16 protein-coding genes are annotated in these 17,807 nt (G+C 47.5%); 2 read left to right on the top strand and 14 right to left on the bottom strand.

The features are described from left to right. Positions 1–73 precede the first annotated feature (73 nt). The 8 genes from spoIIR to ABXS70_RS28975 form a co-directional block, all read right to left on the bottom strand. Complete coding sequence (gene spoIIR / locus ABXS70_RS29010; RefSeq protein ID WP_342553088.1) at positions 74–733, bottom strand: stage II sporulation protein R; 660 nt, start codon at positions 731–733, stop codon at positions 74–76. Positions 734–996: 263 nt separating this feature from the next. After that, entirely contained in the window at positions 997–2,304 is a 1,308-nt protein-coding gene (locus ABXS70_RS29005) for an FtsW/RodA/SpoVE family cell cycle protein (RefSeq protein WP_342553089.1), read from the bottom strand. 306 nt (positions 2,305–2,610) lie between these two features. Continuing rightward, on the bottom strand, positions 2,611–3,840 hold the full coding sequence (locus tag ABXS70_RS29000) for an FtsW/RodA/SpoVE family cell cycle protein (protein ID WP_342553090.1): 1,230 nt from the start codon (positions 3,838–3,840) through the stop codon (positions 2,611–2,613). Positions 3,841–3,925: 85 nt separating this feature from the next. Next, entirely contained in the window at positions 3,926–4,816 is an 891-nt protein-coding gene (gene prmC, locus ABXS70_RS28995) for a peptide chain release factor N(5)-glutamine methyltransferase (protein WP_342556460.1), read from the bottom strand. Between the two features lie 24 nt (positions 4,817–4,840). After that, on the bottom strand, positions 4,841–5,908 hold the full coding sequence (gene prfA, locus ABXS70_RS28990) for a peptide chain release factor 1 (RefSeq protein WP_342553091.1): 1,068 nt from the start codon (positions 5,906–5,908) through the stop codon (positions 4,841–4,843). Positions 5,909–6,291: 383 nt separating this feature from the next. Then, the gene (locus ABXS70_RS28985) at positions 6,292–6,891 is read right to left on the bottom strand and encodes an SUKH-4 family immunity protein (protein ID WP_342553092.1); all 600 of its coding nucleotides are present in this window, start codon (positions 6,889–6,891) and stop codon (positions 6,292–6,294) included. A gap of 228 nt (positions 6,892–7,119) precedes the next feature. Next, on the bottom strand, positions 7,120–8,220 hold the full coding sequence (gene ychF, locus ABXS70_RS28980) for a redox-regulated ATPase YchF (protein WP_342553093.1): 1,101 nt from the start codon (positions 8,218–8,220) through the stop codon (positions 7,120–7,122). Between the two features lie 240 nt (positions 8,221–8,460). Next, positions 8,461–8,937 carry a GNAT family N-acetyltransferase gene (locus ABXS70_RS28975; RefSeq protein ID WP_342553094.1) on the bottom strand — a complete coding sequence of 159 codons (477 nt, stop codon included), beginning with the start codon at positions 8,935–8,937 and terminating at the stop codon, positions 8,461–8,463. Positions 8,938–9,198: 261 nt separating this feature from the next. Between ABXS70_RS28975 and ABXS70_RS28970 the strand changes: the two genes are divergently transcribed. Continuing rightward, a complete protein-coding gene (locus ABXS70_RS28970; protein ID WP_366292893.1) occupies positions 9,199–9,381 on the top strand; it encodes a hypothetical protein in 183 nt (60 codons plus the stop codon). Positions 9,382–9,748: 367 nt separating this feature from the next. Here the strand turns inward: ABXS70_RS28970 and ABXS70_RS28965 are convergent, their stop codons facing one another. After that, positions 9,749–9,919 (bottom strand): aspartyl-phosphate phosphatase Spo0E family protein, encoded by a 171-nt coding sequence (locus ABXS70_RS28965; protein WP_366292890.1) that lies wholly within the window; start codon positions 9,917–9,919, stop codon positions 9,749–9,751. Positions 9,920–10,211: 292 nt separating this feature from the next. Beyond that, entirely contained in the window at positions 10,212–11,603 is a 1,392-nt protein-coding gene (locus ABXS70_RS28960; protein ID WP_366292887.1) for a transcriptional regulator, read from the bottom strand. A gap of 554 nt (positions 11,604–12,157) precedes the next feature. On the opposite strand from ABXS70_RS28960, the gene ABXS70_RS28955 reads away from it, so the two are divergent. Beyond that, positions 12,158–12,388, top strand: coding sequence for a helix-turn-helix domain-containing protein (locus tag ABXS70_RS28955; RefSeq protein ID WP_366292884.1), 231 nt, complete (start codon positions 12,158–12,160; stop codon positions 12,386–12,388). 1,007 nt (positions 12,389–13,395) lie between these two features. Here the strand turns inward: ABXS70_RS28955 and fni are convergent. From fni to ABXS70_RS28935, 4 genes are all read right to left on the bottom strand, one after another. Next, positions 13,396–14,463, bottom strand: a complete 1,068-nt coding sequence (gene fni / locus ABXS70_RS28950) for a type 2 isopentenyl-diphosphate Delta-isomerase (RefSeq protein WP_366292881.1) — start codon at positions 14,461–14,463, stop codon at positions 13,396–13,398. 548 nt (positions 14,464–15,011) lie between these two features. Further along, positions 15,012–16,388 carry a phytoene desaturase family protein gene (crtI, locus tag ABXS70_RS28945; protein ID WP_366292878.1) on the bottom strand — a complete coding sequence of 459 codons (1,377 nt, stop codon included), beginning with the start codon at positions 16,386–16,388 and terminating at the stop codon, positions 15,012–15,014. Further along, entirely contained in the window at positions 16,339–16,647 is a 309-nt protein-coding gene (locus ABXS70_RS28940; RefSeq protein WP_366292875.1) for an FAD-dependent oxidoreductase, read from the bottom strand. The genes crtI and ABXS70_RS28940 overlap by 50 nt, the downstream gene beginning before the upstream one ends. After that, positions 16,647–17,807, bottom strand: a complete 1,161-nt coding sequence (locus ABXS70_RS28935; protein WP_366292872.1) for a glycosyltransferase family 2 protein — start codon at positions 17,805–17,807, stop codon at positions 16,647–16,649. The genes ABXS70_RS28940 and ABXS70_RS28935 overlap by 1 nt, the downstream gene beginning before the upstream one ends.

Below are 17,807 nucleotides of genomic sequence, written 5' to 3'. Positions count from 1 at the left end.
CACCCGCAGCAGAGGCCTCTCTCATGATTTATATCCTATTTCCATCCAAATACTTCATATCGAAATCACGTTGTTAGGAGAATAATCCTGTTACCCAATCCCACAGTTTCACAGCTATATCCCATAGAAAGAATCTTGCTTCAGGCGTCTCTCCCTGCATGGATGCCTTCACCTCTACCGAGTCTGCTCCTGCCGCAGAGACTGCAGCTGGTTTAGCCAGTGCATCCCCTGTACTCGCATCGATAAAACACAATGGCGGGAACAATACACACCACCAGTTCTGCCCTTTGCCTTCACCCAGCGTGATCCGTACCGCTTCATAATCACCTGCAGGGTATACCGTGCCGCCATACAGCTTAGTAGGAAAAGGAACCGTGCCGAGCTCTACTTGATAATCATAGGTCAGTCCACGTTTCGTTAACTCTTCACCTACCCGATTCTCAATCTCGGACAGATGCTCCCGAATCACATGGCGTGCCTGCTCCAGACTTTGCGGATTTTCCAAGGTTCCGACCCACTCGCCCATCTGTGCAACCACCGCATCCCGTATCTCACGTTTGACAAGCTGATCTCCTGCCCCATCGGAATTTGCCAGTATCCGCAATCGAATCGACTGCTCCGGTATCGCCGTCGCTGCAACAGCCGCATCCGTTTTCTGACCTTCCCACATCATAATGATCATCATAAGACATACAATAATAAGTCCAATTTGCTTCACGATTCGTCTGCTCATCCCGTTCTTCCCCCTCGGCTCGGTATCCAGCGCCCAACTCTCTCATGTCTATCAGTATGCCCGGATGAGCGGGAAGTAAACCTAGTATATTCACAAATCTATTAAAATGTCTCATAGAAACAACGATAACCGAAGCGCTGCATCGTCGATGTGTTTGCCATGGCCTTGATCTTATGCTCTCTCTCCTATCGCTTTCAGACCATGATATCCTTATCCTTATTTGATCAAATAAATTCATAAAAAAGAGGCTGACCCTGGCCTGCTCACAGGCCTGTCAACCTCTTGGATTCATTTCCTTGGGGAACAGGATAAGTCACTTCCTCCAACGTAAATACAGCTGCATGATGCTGTTCTCTTTTCTCTTTTCTCTTCTTGATCAAGTCCCAGATTCGCTGCATGAAGGACGGAGGCTGCTCCTCTGGGAGCAGTTCATCTTCATCCTCGTCCCCGTACAGTTTAATGCTCATCACCAGCCCGATACAGGCCATGTTGATCAGCAAAGACGTTCCGCCATAACTGATAAATGGCAGCGTGATGCCCGTCAGCGGCATAAGCCCAAGAAATGCTCCTATATTTTCAAACACCTGATAGAGCAGCATACCGATAATGCCCACGATGATAATGGGTCCGGCCCGTTCTTTGCACTCCAGTGCGATCAGCACCATCCGATGGATGAGGATAAAATATAATAGAATTAGCAGGGAAGCTCCTACAAAACCAAATTCCTCTGCGATCACTACAAAGATCGAATCCGAGTACGTATAAGGTACACGTCCGCTTTGGACAGAGGTACCTTCCAGGAACCCTTTACCCATAATCCCGCCTGATCCGATGGCAAGCCCGGCATTTTTCGTATGCCACATCGCTTTGGCAGTTGCTTTCTCGGGAACAAGCCACGGATCAATCCGTTCAGCCCAATGCTCCCGTTTGATTTTTTCCAGAAATGAGAACACCTCATCATGGTAGAACGTATATGCTTTGATGAACCCAATAAAGAATGCACCTATAATCGTCAGCCCGATTAATGCATGTTTCAGCTTGATATTGCCGATCCATAATACTGCAGCCAGAATGATCACATACCCCAGAGCATTACCCAAGTCATTCTGTGCCATAACAAGGGCAAACGGAATAAATGTCCAACATCCAATCGGCACCACGTCTCTCCAAAAACCCAGATCCCCTCGTTTACGCTTCACAATAAGATGGGCGAGGAACAAAATGAGAATCATTTTAAACAATTCGGCAGGTTGAAACGAAATGCTCTCGCTGATCTTCAGCCAGCCGTTCGCGTTGTTAACCTTACTTCCAAGCACATTAGCCAATATTAGAAAAATGATACCGATGCCGTACAGAAGAAATGCGTATCTCACATACAGCTTGTAGTTGACTAATCCAATTCCAATGACAGCGATAAACCCCGCTGCATAGAAATAAATGGTTTTCACATGATGACTTGCCAGATTGGGATCAAAACGTGTACCGCTGTAGATCGCAAATACACTCATAACCATTAATAACAGCAGTACAAAAAGTATGATGCCGTCCAGCTTTTTCACCATTCTCCACATGATGTTTGATTATCCCCCTATATCTCACATCGTATATTCCCAATATAGATCATTATTACCATTGTACCTAATTCGTCGGGAGAATGGAAACTCGATCATCATGTGACAAATTCCACTTTACGAAGCAGGGACATCATTCCTCATGCCGCAGCCTTACCTATGAAAAAACAAAAAAACCTTGGAACCGGTCTATCCAGTCCATGCTGGAAAGATCGGTTCTAAGGTTTTATGAAAAGTTTTACGCTGCATTTGTAACTGCGAGTTTTGATGAGAGAATCGCTGCAAACATTAATGGAATCTCCACGTTTACTGTTCCGGCTGCTCCTGCTGCACAGGTTTGCGTCTGAACAGCTTCATCACTAGTTCCGTAATGCTCGGCTGTTCCGCTGATCCCAGAATATCTTCGTTGTCTTCGGTGTGCACCTTGATGCTCATGGCAATGCCCATACTGATCATGTTGATCAGCAGTGATGTACCCCCATAGCTGATAAAAGGAAGCGTAATACCGGTCAGCGGCATGAGGCCTATAAACGGACCAATATTAACAAAGACCTGATACAGAATCATCGCAATAATGCCTACGATTAAATAGGCACCTACCCGGTCCTTACATTCCAAAGCGATCAACACCAGCCTATGAATCAGGATGAAATACAATAAAAGCAGTACCGAAGCACCAACAAAACCAAATTCTTCACCGATCTGTACAAAAATCGAGTCCGCGTAAGCCAAGGGTACCCGATTGGATTGAATGGTCGTTCCTTCCATATACCCTTTGCCGGTAACACCACCCGAACCTATGGCAAGTTTGGCATTGTATGTCTGCCATAATACATCTCTGGATGTCAGTTCAGGCACGAGCCAAGGGTCGAACCGCTCTGCCCAGTGTGCACGTTTAATATCTTTGAGGAAACCTGTAATTTCATCATGATAATGAATATAGGCCTGTATGCCAGCAACGATTGCGCTTACCGCCAGTACAAAACCAATCAATGCATGTGAAAATTTGATATTGCCGATCCATAATAGACCGATCCAGATAAAGATATAACTGAGTACCGCACCCAGGTCATTTTGCAGCAGCACAAGCAGTAAGGGCGGCAGAACACACAGACTGATGGGAATGACATCTCGCCCTAAAAACAAAGGCCTGTTCTTCTTTCTGGCGAGCAGTGTCGATAACATGACAATAAGACATAGCTTGAACAGCTCCGAAGGCTGCAGACTGACTCCGCCAATCGAAAGCCAGCCTTGGGCTCCGTAGTACTCATTACCGATAAACAAAACCAGAACTAACAGGAACAGACCAAGCCCATAGATATATAAATAATTTTTGACGATGAATTTATAGTTGATCATGGACATTCCGAAAAAAACAGCAAAACCCAAAACATAAAATACAATCATATTTTTGGTGAATCCCTCGACCTTCGGACGACCAGTCGTAGTACTGTAAATGGCCATTATACTGATGACCATCAGGATCAACAAAATAAAAACGATGGAGTAGTCGATCTTTTTGAATTTGTGCAGCATGTAATTATGTTCCCCCAAGCATTCAGAAAATCTTCGGCATACCCCATTGTAGAGGATTTCGCGGCAAAAAGAAAACTTACGCGCCTTACATTTTTGTCACCTGTTCCGAAGGTCGAACACCCAGGACATGCCGCTCAATTCCGGCAAGGTCAGGAACAATGATAATTTCCGGCCAATGCCCCGCCGATTCCAGCAGCGCCGCCACGTCCCGAGCCTGGCCCATGCCCAGCTCAAAACCGACAATCTGCGGCGGCGCAGACAGCAGCTGCAGCTGCTCCAGCATGATACGGTACGGGGCAAGCCCGTCCGGACCGCCATCCAATGCGAGGTGCGGCTCATGATCGCGCACCTCCTGCTGCAGCCCGGCGATATCTCCTGCCGGGATATAGGGCGGGTTGGACACCAGAATGTCCAACCGCTCCCCGGCGAACGGGGCCAGCAGATCGCCTTCACGGAAGTCGATCTGTACACCGTTCGCGGCCGCGTTGCGCGCGGCCACCTGCAGCGCATCCGCCGAGAGATCCCCGGCGGACACCTGCCACTGCGGGCGAAGCGAAGCCATCGTCACGGCGATGGCACCGCTGCCCGTACCAATGTCGACGGCGTGCACTGCACGGCCGGCGCCAGCACACACGCGGTCGGCTTCGCGCAGCACAGCCTCGACCAGCAGCTCGGTCTCCGGCCGCGGGATCAGCACGGCCGGCGTGACTTCGAACGGCAGCCCGTAAAACTCCTGGCTGCCGATAATATACTGCGCCGGCTCACCCGCAGCCTTGCGCGTAACGGCTTCTTCCCAGCGGCTGCGCAGCTCCCCGGGGAACGGCTCCGGCTGCATCATGTAGTACTGTGCGCCATAGACGCCCAGCACATGCTCCAGCAGCAGCCGGGCATTGTTCTGCGGCTCGTACACGCCGCACTTCTCCAAAAAAGAGGAAGCCTCGACAAAGGCTTCCCGGCAGCTCTGCTCCGGCGTCATGACAAACTGAGCGCGCGTCACAGATTATTCTCCTCTTTCCATCATTTCCGTCTGCTGTGCAATCGTCAGTGCAGACAGAATATCTTCGATCTCCCCGTTCATGATCTGATCCAGCTTGTGCATCGTCAGACCGATACGGTGATCGGTAACACGGCTTTGCGGGAAGTTGTACGTGCGAATCCGCTCACTGCGGTCTCCCGTTCCCACTTTGCTTTTGCGCTCCACGGAGATTTTCGCTTCTTCTTCCATGCGTTTCATATCGAAGATACGTGTACGCAGCACCTGCAGCGCTTTTTCCTTGTTGGAGTTCTGCGATTTTCCATCCTGACACGTAGCTACAATGCCCGTTGGAACGTGGGTTACCCGTACCGCCGATTTCGTTGTATTAACCGATTGTCCACCCGCACCACTGGAGCAGAACGTATCGACACGAATGTCTTTATCGTGAATTTCGATATCAAAATCTTCCGCTTCCGGCATTACAGCAACGGTTGAAGTCGATGTATGAATCCGTCCGCCGGATTCCGTCGTTGGAATACGCTGTACACGGTGCGCACCGCTCTCGTATTTCATTTTGCTGTATGCGCCGCGACCGTTGATCATGAACACAACCTCTTTGAATCCACCGAGGTCATTCGTGTTCACATCCATCAGTTCCACTTTCCAGCCCTGTGCATCCGCATAACGGGTATACATCCGGTATAGATCTGCCGCAAACAACGCCGCTTCATCTCCACCAGCTGCGCCGCGAATCTCCACAATGACGTTTTTATCATCATTCGGGTCTTTCGGCAGCATGAGTACACGAATCAGTTCATCCAGCTCTTTCTGACGTGCGGACAGTTCTTCGATTTCCATTTTGACCATCTCGCGCATCTCGTCATCCAGCTTCTCGCCCTGCATTTCCTTCGCCGCTTCCAGATCCTCGCTCACTTGTTTGTACTCATTGTACGCATCGTATGTCGGCTGAAGATCAGATTGCTCCTTGGAATATTCACGCAGCTTTTTGTTATCACTGGCTACATCCGGGTCACACAAAAGCTCGCTCAGCTTTTCATAACGATCGGCTAATGCCTGCAATTTATCCAACATGTATAGTCACCTCACGTTTTATTTTGTCATGCACATCCCGGTTTCAATATACGATTCCGACTGCGCCATTCGTATCACATATCTATAATTCAAAATTCCACAATCCACAGGATTCCATCTGAATCCCTTGACCGCAGCATGTCATTCCAATTCACATGGTCTTATATGATCGACGTATAACCTCGCTACAACGTCATCAAATCCTTTACTTTTAAAGTGATATAAAGAAATCGTTACCTGCTGGAATCCTCCGTCTCCTCTCAACGATTGAAACGAACAGTTCATCATCGGTATACGACTCTTAATTATAGCATATTCTTATGCTTCTGAACAGCAACAGTTCCGGGTGTGCACCTTAAAATTTTCAGGATTCATTTGACCCGCTAGAGCACCCCATCTTCTACCTGCTCCAGCACAACGCTCCACCAAGTCTCCTCATTCAGCACACTTACCGGGTCTTTCTCTGTATAAAATAAACGCAGATCCTTCAACGCCTGATCTCTGGTAGATCGGTCACTTTGCTGCGATCGAGGTTTAATCTCTCCGCGCCGAAAAGCCTCCAGCTTCGCCTGCGCTTGTTCCAGCGTCATGACACTGGGTGCAGCTTGCTTGGAATGCTCATGAATGAATGATGCGTACCTGTGCAAAAATTCCATAAACCGATGGATGCTGCTGTTCACCACGGCACACTCTCCGGTCTGTACATCTATTCTATATAGTATCCCCGTGCCAGCCTCCAGCCCGAGGATTGCCGTCTTCTCATCCCACTCATAACCGATAGGGAGCAGCATTCGAAGATCATCTTCTGCCCATATCAGACCTTGATTCGTCTGTGAGTCAAACCGGATACCGAGTATATCTTCACCGTTCATCCTGATCTGCAGCAGACCAGAATGCAGCAGCAGCTCCTGTGTCTCTCTGTCCAGCCCTGCCTTTTCTACAAGTGCAGGATCAAATCGAACGACCTTAGACGTATTCTCCAATGCCGCCACCTCCTCAAGGAGTACTTCTTACCTTTTATTATATCCATCACGGATAAACAATCCAGTGAAAACGTAATCATATCTTCGTCAATAACCGGGCACACCTCCGAGTAAAATGTAAAACAAAAACAGCATCATTCTCTAAAGATAGAGAGCGATGCTGTTCTTTAATTTTGACTAGTGCCCTTTGTATATACGAACCCGTCTGAACTTCCGTTTACTCGGTTATTACACGTTGAAACGGAAATGCATCACGTCGCCGTCATTCACCACATACTCTTTACCTTCCAGACGCAGTTGGCCGCGCTCTTTGGCACCGTTCATGGAACCTGCTGCAACCAGATCGTCATATGAAACAACCTCTGCACGGATGAATCCACGTTCGAAGTCGGTGTGAATGACACCCGCTGCGCCGGGCGCTTTTGTTCCTTTACGGATCGTCCATGCACGAACCTCTTGTACACCCGCTGTAAAGTACGTGTACAGGCCAAGCAATTTGTAAGCTGCTTTAATCAGCAGGTTCAGACCAGATTCCTGAATCCCCAGCTCTTCGAGGAACATTTGTTTATCTTCGCCTTCCAGCTCGGAGATTTCTTCTTCAACCTTCGCGCTAATTGGCACCACTTCCGCGTTCTCGGCAGCAGCGAATTCTCTTACTTTCTGCACGTACGCATTGTTCGCTACATCACCAATTTCGTCCTCAGCCACGTTGGCCGCATACAGAACCGGTTTCAGCGTAAGCAGGTGCAGATCACGTACGATCAGACGCTCTTCATCCGACAACTCCATGCTGCGTGCTGGCATATCTTCATAAAGAACTGCTTTTACCTTCTCCAATACTTCCACTTCTTGAGCAGCCGTTTTGTTGCCGCCCTTCATGTTTTTCTTGGAGCGATCGATTTTTTTCTCTACACTCTCGATATCCGCCAGAATCAGCTCCAGATTGATCGTCTGGATGTCGCTGATCGGATCAATTTTTCCATCGACGTGCGTGATATTCTCGTCTACGAAGCAGCGTACCACGTGTACGATCGCATCGACTTCACGGATGTGGGCAAGAAACTTGTTGCCCAGACCTTCGCCTTTGGAAGCTCCCCGTACCAGACCTGCGATGTCTACGAATTCAAATGCGGTAGGAACCGTTTTTTTCGGCTCAACCAGTTCTGTCAATTTGTCCAAACGCTCGTCCGGTACTTCAACGATCCCCACGTTCGGGTCGATCGTACAAAACGGATAGTTTGCGGACTCGGCACCTGCTTGTGTAATTGCGTTAAACAATGTAGATTTACCAACGTTCGGCAGACCCACGATCCCAGCTTTCAAAGCCATGTATATGACAACTCCTCATTCATTACTTGTTCGGTATGGATAATCCTAACCATTATATATGACAAACCCCAAGGCATCAAGGAACTTCGCCGGATCATAAACAGTCCTTCCGATCTTCATATCGCTGTTTCCTGCCTGCATGTTGATATCCCCTTCGGACCATATGTTTTAATCGCTCGCTTGGCCTGAATGAATGATCCGTTTGCAGTATGATAGGATTTGCAGGGTTAAAGCTCGGCTCTAGCCCTTGTCCTTGATCTCTTTGTACATCGTCAAGTCCGTCACTTCATAGCCCATTTTGCGATACAGGCTGCTCGCCCGCTCATTATGTCCAAACACATGCAGCCCAATGCGATCTACTCCAAGACTTCGCGCGCTCTTTTCAAGCGCCTCCATCGTCTCTTTGCCATACCCTTTGCCGCGATGCACCTCTTCCACCACAATATCCAGCAGAAAGGCTTCTTTCCCCCGGCGATTCTCCGTAACATTAAACCAGATGTACCCGACAATGCCGTCCACAGGATGCACCAGATTGTATACGTATGCCCCTGGCGTCTCCAAACCTTCCGGCAGATAACGCTCATAAGATTCCTCTGCCCGTTCTAATGCCTCTTCCGGCGCCCACGTGCCTGCTTCTACTTTTTCCTGTGCAAAATCCGCAATCGAACGGCTGCGAAAACTCGCAAATTGTTCCGTATTCATTGGGGACAGTTCCATTCTCTACTCCTCCTCATCTGGGTGTAATCACTTCGGTGTGAATGTTATGATGACCTACATCTGATCTTTATGTACAGTTCAAGCACCTCTTCAATTATTATTCCCTTATTGCTCTACTCGTTCTCTTTCGTATTGTACCTCATTCACTGAACATCAACTATAAAATAATGCTCCTGCACCAACTTTTGCATACATCCTTCGTTTATATCTTTAATACGAGACACCCGTATACAACAATCGAATAGAAAGGACGGTTTAACCATGCACACCAAACCACGTCGTCCCATTTCCAAAATAAAACTTACGATTGCCCTTGGCCTGATCCTTGCACTAGGCACCATCGCAGTGATGAGTTTTCTAAATGCCATCGATCCGTTCCGCAAACTCAGAATTACGATTGATAATCAGTCAGACTATGACATTACTCAGATTAGACAGGCATAACCCGTTTGAAGCAACCCGTTCTCGATGCGAGCACAGCAGATAAAACAGAAGATTCCGACCTGCTCTATACCTTTAGCGAAGAAATCGTTAGCGGAAAAAAAATTAAGTATACTCCAAAATTGCATTATTTAGGCGAAAGTTCCGTCTACGTCATACTTAAGGACAGTCGCGGCAAAACCTATACAAAAACATCCTGTGGATATACAGAATCTGTGTCAGGAACTTCCCTCATCACGATAACTAACGAGAATATAACTGTGAAGGAAAATTGTACTTAAATTGAATGTTTCTCTTTCTACACATCCACTTATGTTAAAATAGAAGGGCGAGCGACCGGCCAAAGTTTCTCGCCCCAGAGGTCGATGGATCACTCCATCGGCTTTATCCTTTTAACATGGTTGTACATATTAATCAGTTCATCCAGCACCATAGATTGGTGGATCACCTGAGGGTGAAGAAGCTCGCCGTACTCTGTTTTTAATTGATGGAGTTTCTCCCTCGCTTCCTCGATTCGCAGTTTGAGCTCTTTACGATCCATAACACCCCTCCCTGCTGTATCATTTTAGAACATCCTGCTAATTAGCAAAAATTCAAATAAACTCCAACAGGGGCTATATAATAGGGAAAGTTCTAAACAATAAGTGGAACACAAAAAACCCCCTTTGCAGTAGAGAAGTTACTTCTACTCAGGGAGTTGCTCAGAAGATTTATCACTCAATACACTCGCAAACTAACCTCCAAGACCATGACTATTGGTTGTCATTCGGGTATCTGGTTGATTTTCAGTACCTTCTTTTACTGGAGTTGGAACAGTTAGTATAATGACTACACTACATATTGCTATAAGAGAAACTAATTTTTTTATCATTGAGATTTTGCACCTCACTAATTAGATGTTGATACCGCATTATTAGGGAATCGGATGCATACCTTCGGTTTTTTTCAAATAACCCAACACATTTAAGCATAGATAAGCCATTGTTGATCTCAAGAGAGAAGGATAAACTATCCAGTAATGTTTTAAATCCATTTTTATAATCTTCTTTCCCAAAATAATACTCACTTATTCCCATTAACAAACGAGCGTAACGATCATTCGTAATTTGACTACTCATCTTGCCTATTCGACTAACCTGTTCCTGATAAAGGAACACAGATTCGTATTTATTCAGAACATGTTCAATATCTAAGTTGAATGAATTCGCCGCAACTACAATTTCACATAAAGCTGGAAACACTTCATTTTCTTTATTGGAAATATAATTCAAGTAATCAGGAAGCACATGTACTTGTCCATCTCTTAGCATATACATAAACCGATTCGCTTCAGCCCATTCTTGGAATTGAAGCATCACAAGTTCTTCAGCTTCAGTAGGACACTGTACCCAACTATGATCTATATACTGTGTGATATAATGAAGGGCTGTCTTGTAATCTTCAAGGTAAAAGCAGGCACTTCCCATCACTAAATAAGAGTACAATACATAGAATACAATCTCTTTTTTTGTTTCCTTAGATTTTCTATTTCCGTTCAACTCATAATGAATTGTTGCTCTCACTTTGAGTTTTTCCCCTAATTCTAATAACTTATCCCATCGACGCAAGGATGCATATACATTAATAAGATCATTTAATCCATCAAGTTGATAAGGCTCGTCTAAACGATCCACAAAAAATTCAAACTGTGTGGCAAGTGCTAGGTTACTCATCTGATCTTTGGAAAGTCCAATCGTAAACAACCGATACTGACTTAGCGCCAACCGTTCCGAATGCTGCATCTTCTCACTCTCAGCTACGCAACGATAGAGAGGTCTAGCTGCTATCAGCCTCCCTTCATGGTATAACTGCTCTGCCAACTCAAATAAGAGAGGAGCATAAGACAGATTATCCATAATCAGGTTAACAGCTTCTTCCATATATTTAACCTTATCAAGTTCCGCACAACGATACAAAAACGGTCTTAACCTTCGCCAATCTGGGCTTGAATGCACAAAACACTCTTGTATGTATAAATCGTAAAAATAACCTTCCTCCAACCTCATACCTTCCGTAATCCGATCTAGTTGTTGCATACCGATAGGGCGGCTCCCATTCAACGTCCCGCTTAACGTACCAGAATTAACACCTGAAATTTCTGAAAATTGATTAAGAGTCATATGATTTGTTTTCAAATAAATTTCTAAATGTTCACGTATTGTGGTATTTGAGTTCAACGGGAACACCACCTTCCAATCAATAATTAAGCAACGGTCAATAAAATCATACTATAAGATTGTGTTAATTAGCAATATTTTACTTGTAAATATTTTACTAAATAATAAGTGTATACTACTGATCAATTTTTAAGTTCATGTCGATCCGTTCTGGGGTCCATAATAGGATATCCGTAAGAAATGACAATCCATCCATTCCACTCAATCTGTTCACAATAGATTTAATCATCTCTTGTGTATTTCCTGTAACATTCTCAGCGAGAATTATTCCTCCAGAATGACCATCAATATAAATATGCACCACACCTTCAACCTTTTGCACATGCCGAAGTAGGAGCGTGTTTTCATCAACGTAAAATATATAGCTGCAACTTAACACATATCCTCGGCAAACATATACCTCTTCTCTTGACCGAAAGGGCTGAGCACTAACGCAGCTAGCTCCAATTTGGAATTCACAGTAATACCTCCGTTCGAAATTAACGACTACAGTTTAACGTTTAATGATATAAAGCGAACAATATAACGTTAGGTTATGATTACTATGAAAGGCGGGATTGGCTTTGTCTATTAAAATTGTATTAGGACATACTTTAGATGCAGCAAATATCACTAAAAATGCATTAGCAAGAGAAGCGAAAGTTCGACCTAACTTGATCTATGATTTGTGCGAGGGAAAAACAAAGAGGCTTGACCTAGATACTTTAAACAATATTATAAACACGTTGCGTCCAATGACAGGAAATGATTACTCTCTTACGGACGTGCTTGTGTACGAATCAGAAGATAAATAAACTGTATTACACACGTAACAAAGAACATGAAAAGTACACTTTTAAACATAAGAAACACCCAACCCCATCTGATTAGATACAAGATGGGGTTGGGTGTTTTTATCATTTCTATGGTATGGAAACAAATGTATGGAAGATGTTCTGCGTAGATCAAGTCAATCCACACGGAGTGCGATTCTGGAGGTGGGTCAGGAAGGAATGGGAAACAATTTTTTCAATCCACACACTCCATACGGAGTGCGACTTTTTTTGTACCCATGACATCCAATGACTACCGGATTTCAATCCACGCACTCCATATAGAGTGCGACACCAAAGCGGGTGAGTTGATCGGTACCGTATTCTTTATTTCAATCCACGTACCCCATACGGAGTGCGACGCAATGTGGACGCCGGAGCTTCTGTATCGTCGCTTGATTTCAATCCACGCACCCCAACGGAGTGCGACGGGATAAACAGCATTTGCTGTTTAGTGAACAGCTATTTCAATCCACGCACCCCAACGGAGTGCGACAGCGAAAAAATACGTAGTAAAGTTGTAAAATCTAATTCGCATGACGTATCTTCTTCATATTATATCAAACAACCTTACCATTGACTTCAAAAACACCCCAATTTAACCACACACTGTTGCCAAAAGGTCACGAAAACATAAGAAAACTGGTGCGAATCCCCCGGGGAAATCATGTGAGCTTGGGGTTCGCACCACGAGATCCCATTCACTCGCATATTCCATTCCTACATCGAACGATCAGCGAATGCCAGATGGGACACCACGAATTCTAACGATCACCAGCGACGCTATTTTCCTTTTTTTGGTCACTTTTGAAATTCTAACGATCACCAGGGAGCTTATTTACTTGAAAACCACGTTTTTCACAAAATATTGGAGGTTTTCGCACAAATAGCGCTTCTGGTGATCGTTAGAGCTACTGAACCGATACAGCCCTCCGCTTACTAACCTTTTATTCTCCACTCTGACTCCTCGGCGTCCCCGTCCGCCAACCTTACCGCCGCTCTACCAAACGTTCTGTCTGCTTCACACCTGCGATGCTGCCTGCGCCGATGCCAAACATGACGGTGCGAAGTTCGAATTCGACCTGCTCCAGTCGCTGATCCAGTGCTTCGTCGGACGTGACGGCAGATTCGAGCAGCGAGCGGCCGAAGCCTGCGAGGTCGGCACCCAGCGCAAGCGCTTTGGCGGCGTCCACGCCCGTGTACAGTCCGCCGCTTCCGATCAGCGCCCCATCGGGGTTCAGCGCTCGTACGTCCTGAATGCACTCGGCTGTGGGGATGCCCCAGTCGGCAAAGGCTTCCGCCGCCGCTCGGCGTACCGGGTTATTGTTGCGGTACTTCTCCACCTGTACCCAGCTTGTACCACCCGCGCCAGCCACATCGATGAATGCTATGCCCGCTTCGTACAGGCGCTGTGCCGTCACGCCATCGATGCCGAAGCCAACTTCCTTGACACCGACAGGAACTTCCAGCTCACGGCATAATGTCTCGATTCGCTGATATAGTCCGCTGAAGTTTGTATTGCCTTCTGGCTGGAATACCTCCTGCAGCGTGTTCAGATGCAGCACGAGTATATCCGCGCCAGCGATATCCACGGCACGCTGGAAATCAGCTGTGCTGAAGCCATAGTTCAGCTGAACCGCGCCCAGGTTCGCGATGACCGGGATGTCCGGTGCCCAGCGGCGGACATTAAATGTGCTTGCGAGTTCCGGCTGCTCCACGGCAGCCCGGATCGAGCCTACACCGAGCGCCCAACCTCTGGCGTTCGCTACCCTCGCCAGGCGCTCATTGATAGCGCCTGTGGTTTGGCTTCCACCCGTCATCGAACTGATGAGCAGAGGTGTACGCATTGTTTTGCCAAGGAACGAAGTGTCTAGACGCACCTCTTCAAAGTCTAACTCTGGCAGCGGATGATGCCGGAACGCATATTTTTCCAGTCCACTCGTTATACCTTCTCCTGCCACATTCTCCTCCAAGCAGAGGCGCACGTGCTCCAGCTTCCGTTCTCCCGTTGCCACTTCGGGCAGCAGCCGTCTGCCGGCTCGCTCTTGTTCATTCATGATGAGACCTCCTAAGTGAGAATAATGTGCAGGGTAGGCTGGCCTGCATTTGCTTCCTGCTCCCTACCCCATGTTTGGCTGCTCTGTACCCCTTGTTTCTATGTAAATGAAATGCAGTGGAATGAACATCCGCAGCGATCACGGTTCGCCTTCCACACATAACACATATGAAATAATCCATCCTGTGCTTTTGCCGCCACACTTGTTGTTCATCCGACTCTTTATCACGCCAAACATGACTGTATTCTATCAATGCACAACTCTTTCCAGTATACCGTTCCTCTTCACCTAATGAAAGGACGCCCCAAAACCAAATGAGTTCGATGAATAACCTCATTAAAGGTTTTGGAGCACCCTTACGTAACGCCTCACTGAAGCCTTGAAGCAGCCGCTCTCCGTAGTTGGACCCGCAGCACGTGTACCAGCTTATTGAGATGCCAGAGTACCTGTTTCACCTCAGTGTTTAAGTCAATAAAGTTTCGCATTACTGATCTGACCTCGTTAATTTCATCAGGTTTCAGAACAATCTATTTCTCGCCGCACCTATATTATTTTCCCAGCTCCACTGCAAGCTGCTCACCCACAAGCTGACCAGACAAGGTAACAATCGGGGTCCCACCGCCAGGGTGGGTGGTGCCGCCAACGTACCAGAGTCCCTGCACATCTTTGCTTTGGTTACCTGGGCGCATGAAGGTCTGCTTCACCGAATTGGAGGAGATTCCATAGATAGATCCTTGATGAGCGAGTGTATCCTGTTCAATATGTTGGGGGGTATAACGGATCAGCACATCCGATTGTTTTAGTCCGCTGATCCCGCGTGCCTCCAATCGTTCAAGCACAAATTCTCCATAGCGTGTCTGCTGCTCTTCCCAGTTCCACGCTTCGGACAAATATGGCGCGTTCACCAAAATGAATAAATTGCTGGCTCCTTCTGGAGCCATGCCTGCTTCGGAGTACCCGGAGTAACAGATGTATATCGTTGGATCGGAAGGCATGCTGCGGTTACGGAAAATATGTTCAAACTCCGGCTCGTACTGCTCTGGGAAAAAGACGGTGTGATGCAGCAGCTGATCGTATTGCCTGCGCACCCCGGCCAGGGTGACAAAGCCTGAAATGGACGGTTCGTACTTTGCAATCCGGGCATCGCTCATGCGTTTCCGATGCTCAGGTGCAAGCAGCAGCCGGTTTACACTAAGCACATCTCCGTTAGCCACAACCTGCTTCGCCTCCATAAAACCCCGATCTGTATCCACACCCGTCACCCTGCCATTCTGAATTGCAATCTGATGCACCTCTACACCCGTCAGAATCTGCACACCTTTTTCGCACGCAAGCCGAGTCATACCTTCAATAAGCTGATACGTTCCGCCTTTGACCCCGTATACGCCCACCTCTGCTTCCACGTGTCCCATCATGGCGAAGATTGAGGGTGAGAGATACGGCGAAGATCCAACGTACGTAGCATACCTTCCGAACATCGCGAGGGTATGCGGATGATTAAAGTACCTGCGCAGCAGCTTATCCAACTTGACCGCAGGCCGCACCTTAAGCAGACTGCGCAGCATTTGCAGATTGTATTTGTCAGACGGTTTCAGCAGCAGTTTACCGAGAAAATGACGATTCGCTTCTGCGTACAATGCAGCAGACTCATCCATGAAGGCATCATAACGTAAGGCATCCTCTGAACTGTACGCAGCGATCTGTTCTTTCATCGAGCCACGATTTTTGGACAGATCGACCACGGTACCGTCAGCAAAAATATTACGTGTTCGAGGTTCCAGCTCGTACAATTGCACATAGTTCTCCATCGCCACGCCTGCATGATCAAACACCGAGCGAAACGCATCCGGCATCGTGATCGTGCTCGGCCCGCGGTCAAAGTGATACCCCGCCTGCCGGATCTGCTGCGAGCTTGCCGCCCACATGCTCCTGACGCTCCAGAATCATTACCCGTAAGCCGGCTGAGGCAAGACGGATCGCACAGGACAGACCACCGAAGCCTGCCCCGATTATAATGACATCCTGTTTTAAGCTCCCGTTTGAGGCCTCCGCCCGGTGCCCGTTATCCATTTTCATCTCTTCTCCCAGCAGCATTCCTGCCCCTTTTCTACCTTCTCCTATACCTTTGTCTCTCTCTGTATCTTCTGAACCGTCACCATTTCCATTCCCCTGTATATTACGCATCAGCTGTACCGCCTGCCTTTCCATACGTATCCTTTACCGGATCGACCCGCCTGCCATGAGGCCAGACCGATGGCAATGACACATGCCATGCTGATCGGTTGAAAAAGAGCCAGCCACCACGGCTGACCTCCGATATAATCGGATACTCGTTTTACAGCCATGCCAAGCAGCGTGCCTATGAATCCATACAGCATCGAGGTATCACTTCCCGTTAACAGCCCTATCACCAGACCTAGCGGCGGTACCATATACATCATGAAATACATCAGCATCGTACCAAGCAGCAGCACGTCTTTGCGCCCCATGCCTTCATACATGTTTTTCTTGTACCCGTTCCATACCTCACCGCCGTTCTGATACATCCGCGTACTCGTCACATCGTGGACATCTGCCAGCATCACGGGGTGACCCGCACGTTTCGCCGCTTTGGCAAGACTCATATCGTCCACCAGATGCCCTTGAATCGCTGCATGACCGCCAGAAGCTTCGTAACTTGTTCGATGAATAAGCAAAAAAGCCCCCGTAGCGGCGACAAACATCGGACTTGCTGACCTGCGTATCATAAAAATGGGTAGATGGCTGATGATCGTAAACATCATCATCGGCACAACGAGCTTTTCCATCCAGGTCTTGGCGACCTGATAGGGAAATCCGGTAACCAGACCGCCGCCCTGCGCGCACCCTGCAGCAAGTGTCTGCGCAATGGCGTCCGGCTTGACCCGAACGTCTGCATCCACGAACATAAACCAGTCCCCCTGCGCTTCCTGCACCAATCGGTGACAGGCATGGGACTTCCCCATCCAGCCCGCCGGCAGCTCTGTACCGCGAAGCAAACGTACACGCGAATCCCGCTCAGCGATGGCCTGAACCAAAGCCGCGGTTTCGTCTTCCGAGCGGTCGTCCAGTACCAGCACTTCCATGCGGAACCCATCTGTGTGGCTGGCAAGCACACTTTCCAAACATTCTTCGATATGTATTCGTTCGTTTCGGGCGGGAATCAATACCGAAACAAGCAGATCGGGAGGCTGGAGGCTGGCTTTACGGAATGAACGTACTTTAGGAAGACAGGCCGCATTCCATAACGCAAAAAGCAGCTGCACAATCAGCCATCCAGCCAGACACATCCACAGCATTTCAGATGTACTCATACTCCCATTCAT

The sequence above is a fragment of the Paenibacillus sp. AN1007 genome (assembly GCF_040702995.1).
Classification (GTDB): domain Bacteria; phylum Bacillota; class Bacilli; order Paenibacillales; family Paenibacillaceae; genus Paenibacillus.
The sequence above is the reverse complement of the archived record's forward strand: the minus strand, read 5'-3'. Positions and strand labels throughout refer to the sequence as shown.

Coding starts and splice junctions, on each gene's coding strand:
- ABXS70_RS29000 (WP_342553090.1), bottom strand. CDS start 3,840: ATGCTGCACAAATTCAAAAAGATCGACTACTCCATCGTTTTTATTTTG.
- prmC (WP_342556460.1), bottom strand. CDS start 4,816: ATGACGCCGGAGCAGAGCTGCCGGGAAGCCTTTGTCGAGGCTTCCTCT.
- fni (WP_366292881.1), bottom strand. CDS start 14,463: ATGAATGAACAAGAGCGAGCCGGCAGACGGCTGCTGCCCGAAGTGGCA.
- ABXS70_RS28970 (WP_366292893.1), top strand. CDS start 9,199: ATGCACACCAAACCACGTCGTCCCATTTCCAAAATAAAACTTACGATT.
- prfA (WP_342553091.1), bottom strand. CDS start 5,908: ATGTTGGATAAATTGCAGGCATTAGCCGATCGTTATGAAAAGCTGAGC.
- ABXS70_RS29005 (WP_342553089.1), bottom strand. CDS start 2,304: ATGTGGAGAATGGTGAAAAAGCTGGACGGCATCATACTTTTTGTACTG.
- ABXS70_RS28965 (WP_366292890.1), bottom strand. CDS start 9,919: ATGGATCGTAAAGAGCTCAAACTGCGAATCGAGGAAGCGAGGGAGAAA.
- ABXS70_RS28940 (WP_366292875.1), bottom strand. CDS start 16,647: ATGCGTAATATACAGGGGAATGGAAATGGTGACGGTTCAGAAGATACA.
- ychF (WP_342553093.1), bottom strand. CDS start 8,220: ATGGCTTTGAAAGCTGGGATCGTGGGTCTGCCGAACGTTGGTAAATCT.
- ABXS70_RS28935 (WP_366292872.1), bottom strand. CDS start 17,807: ATGAATGGGAGTATGAGTACATCTGAAATGCTGTGGATGTGTCTGGCT.
- ABXS70_RS28975 (WP_342553094.1), bottom strand. CDS start 8,937: ATGGAACTGTCCCCAATGAATACGGAACAATTTGCGAGTTTTCGCAGC.
- spoIIR (WP_342553088.1), bottom strand. CDS start 733: ATGAGCAGACGAATCGTGAAGCAAATTGGACTTATTATTGTATGTCTT.
- crtI (WP_366292878.1), bottom strand. CDS start 16,388: ATGTGGGCGGCAAGCTCGCAGCAGATCCGGCAGGCGGGGTATCACTTT.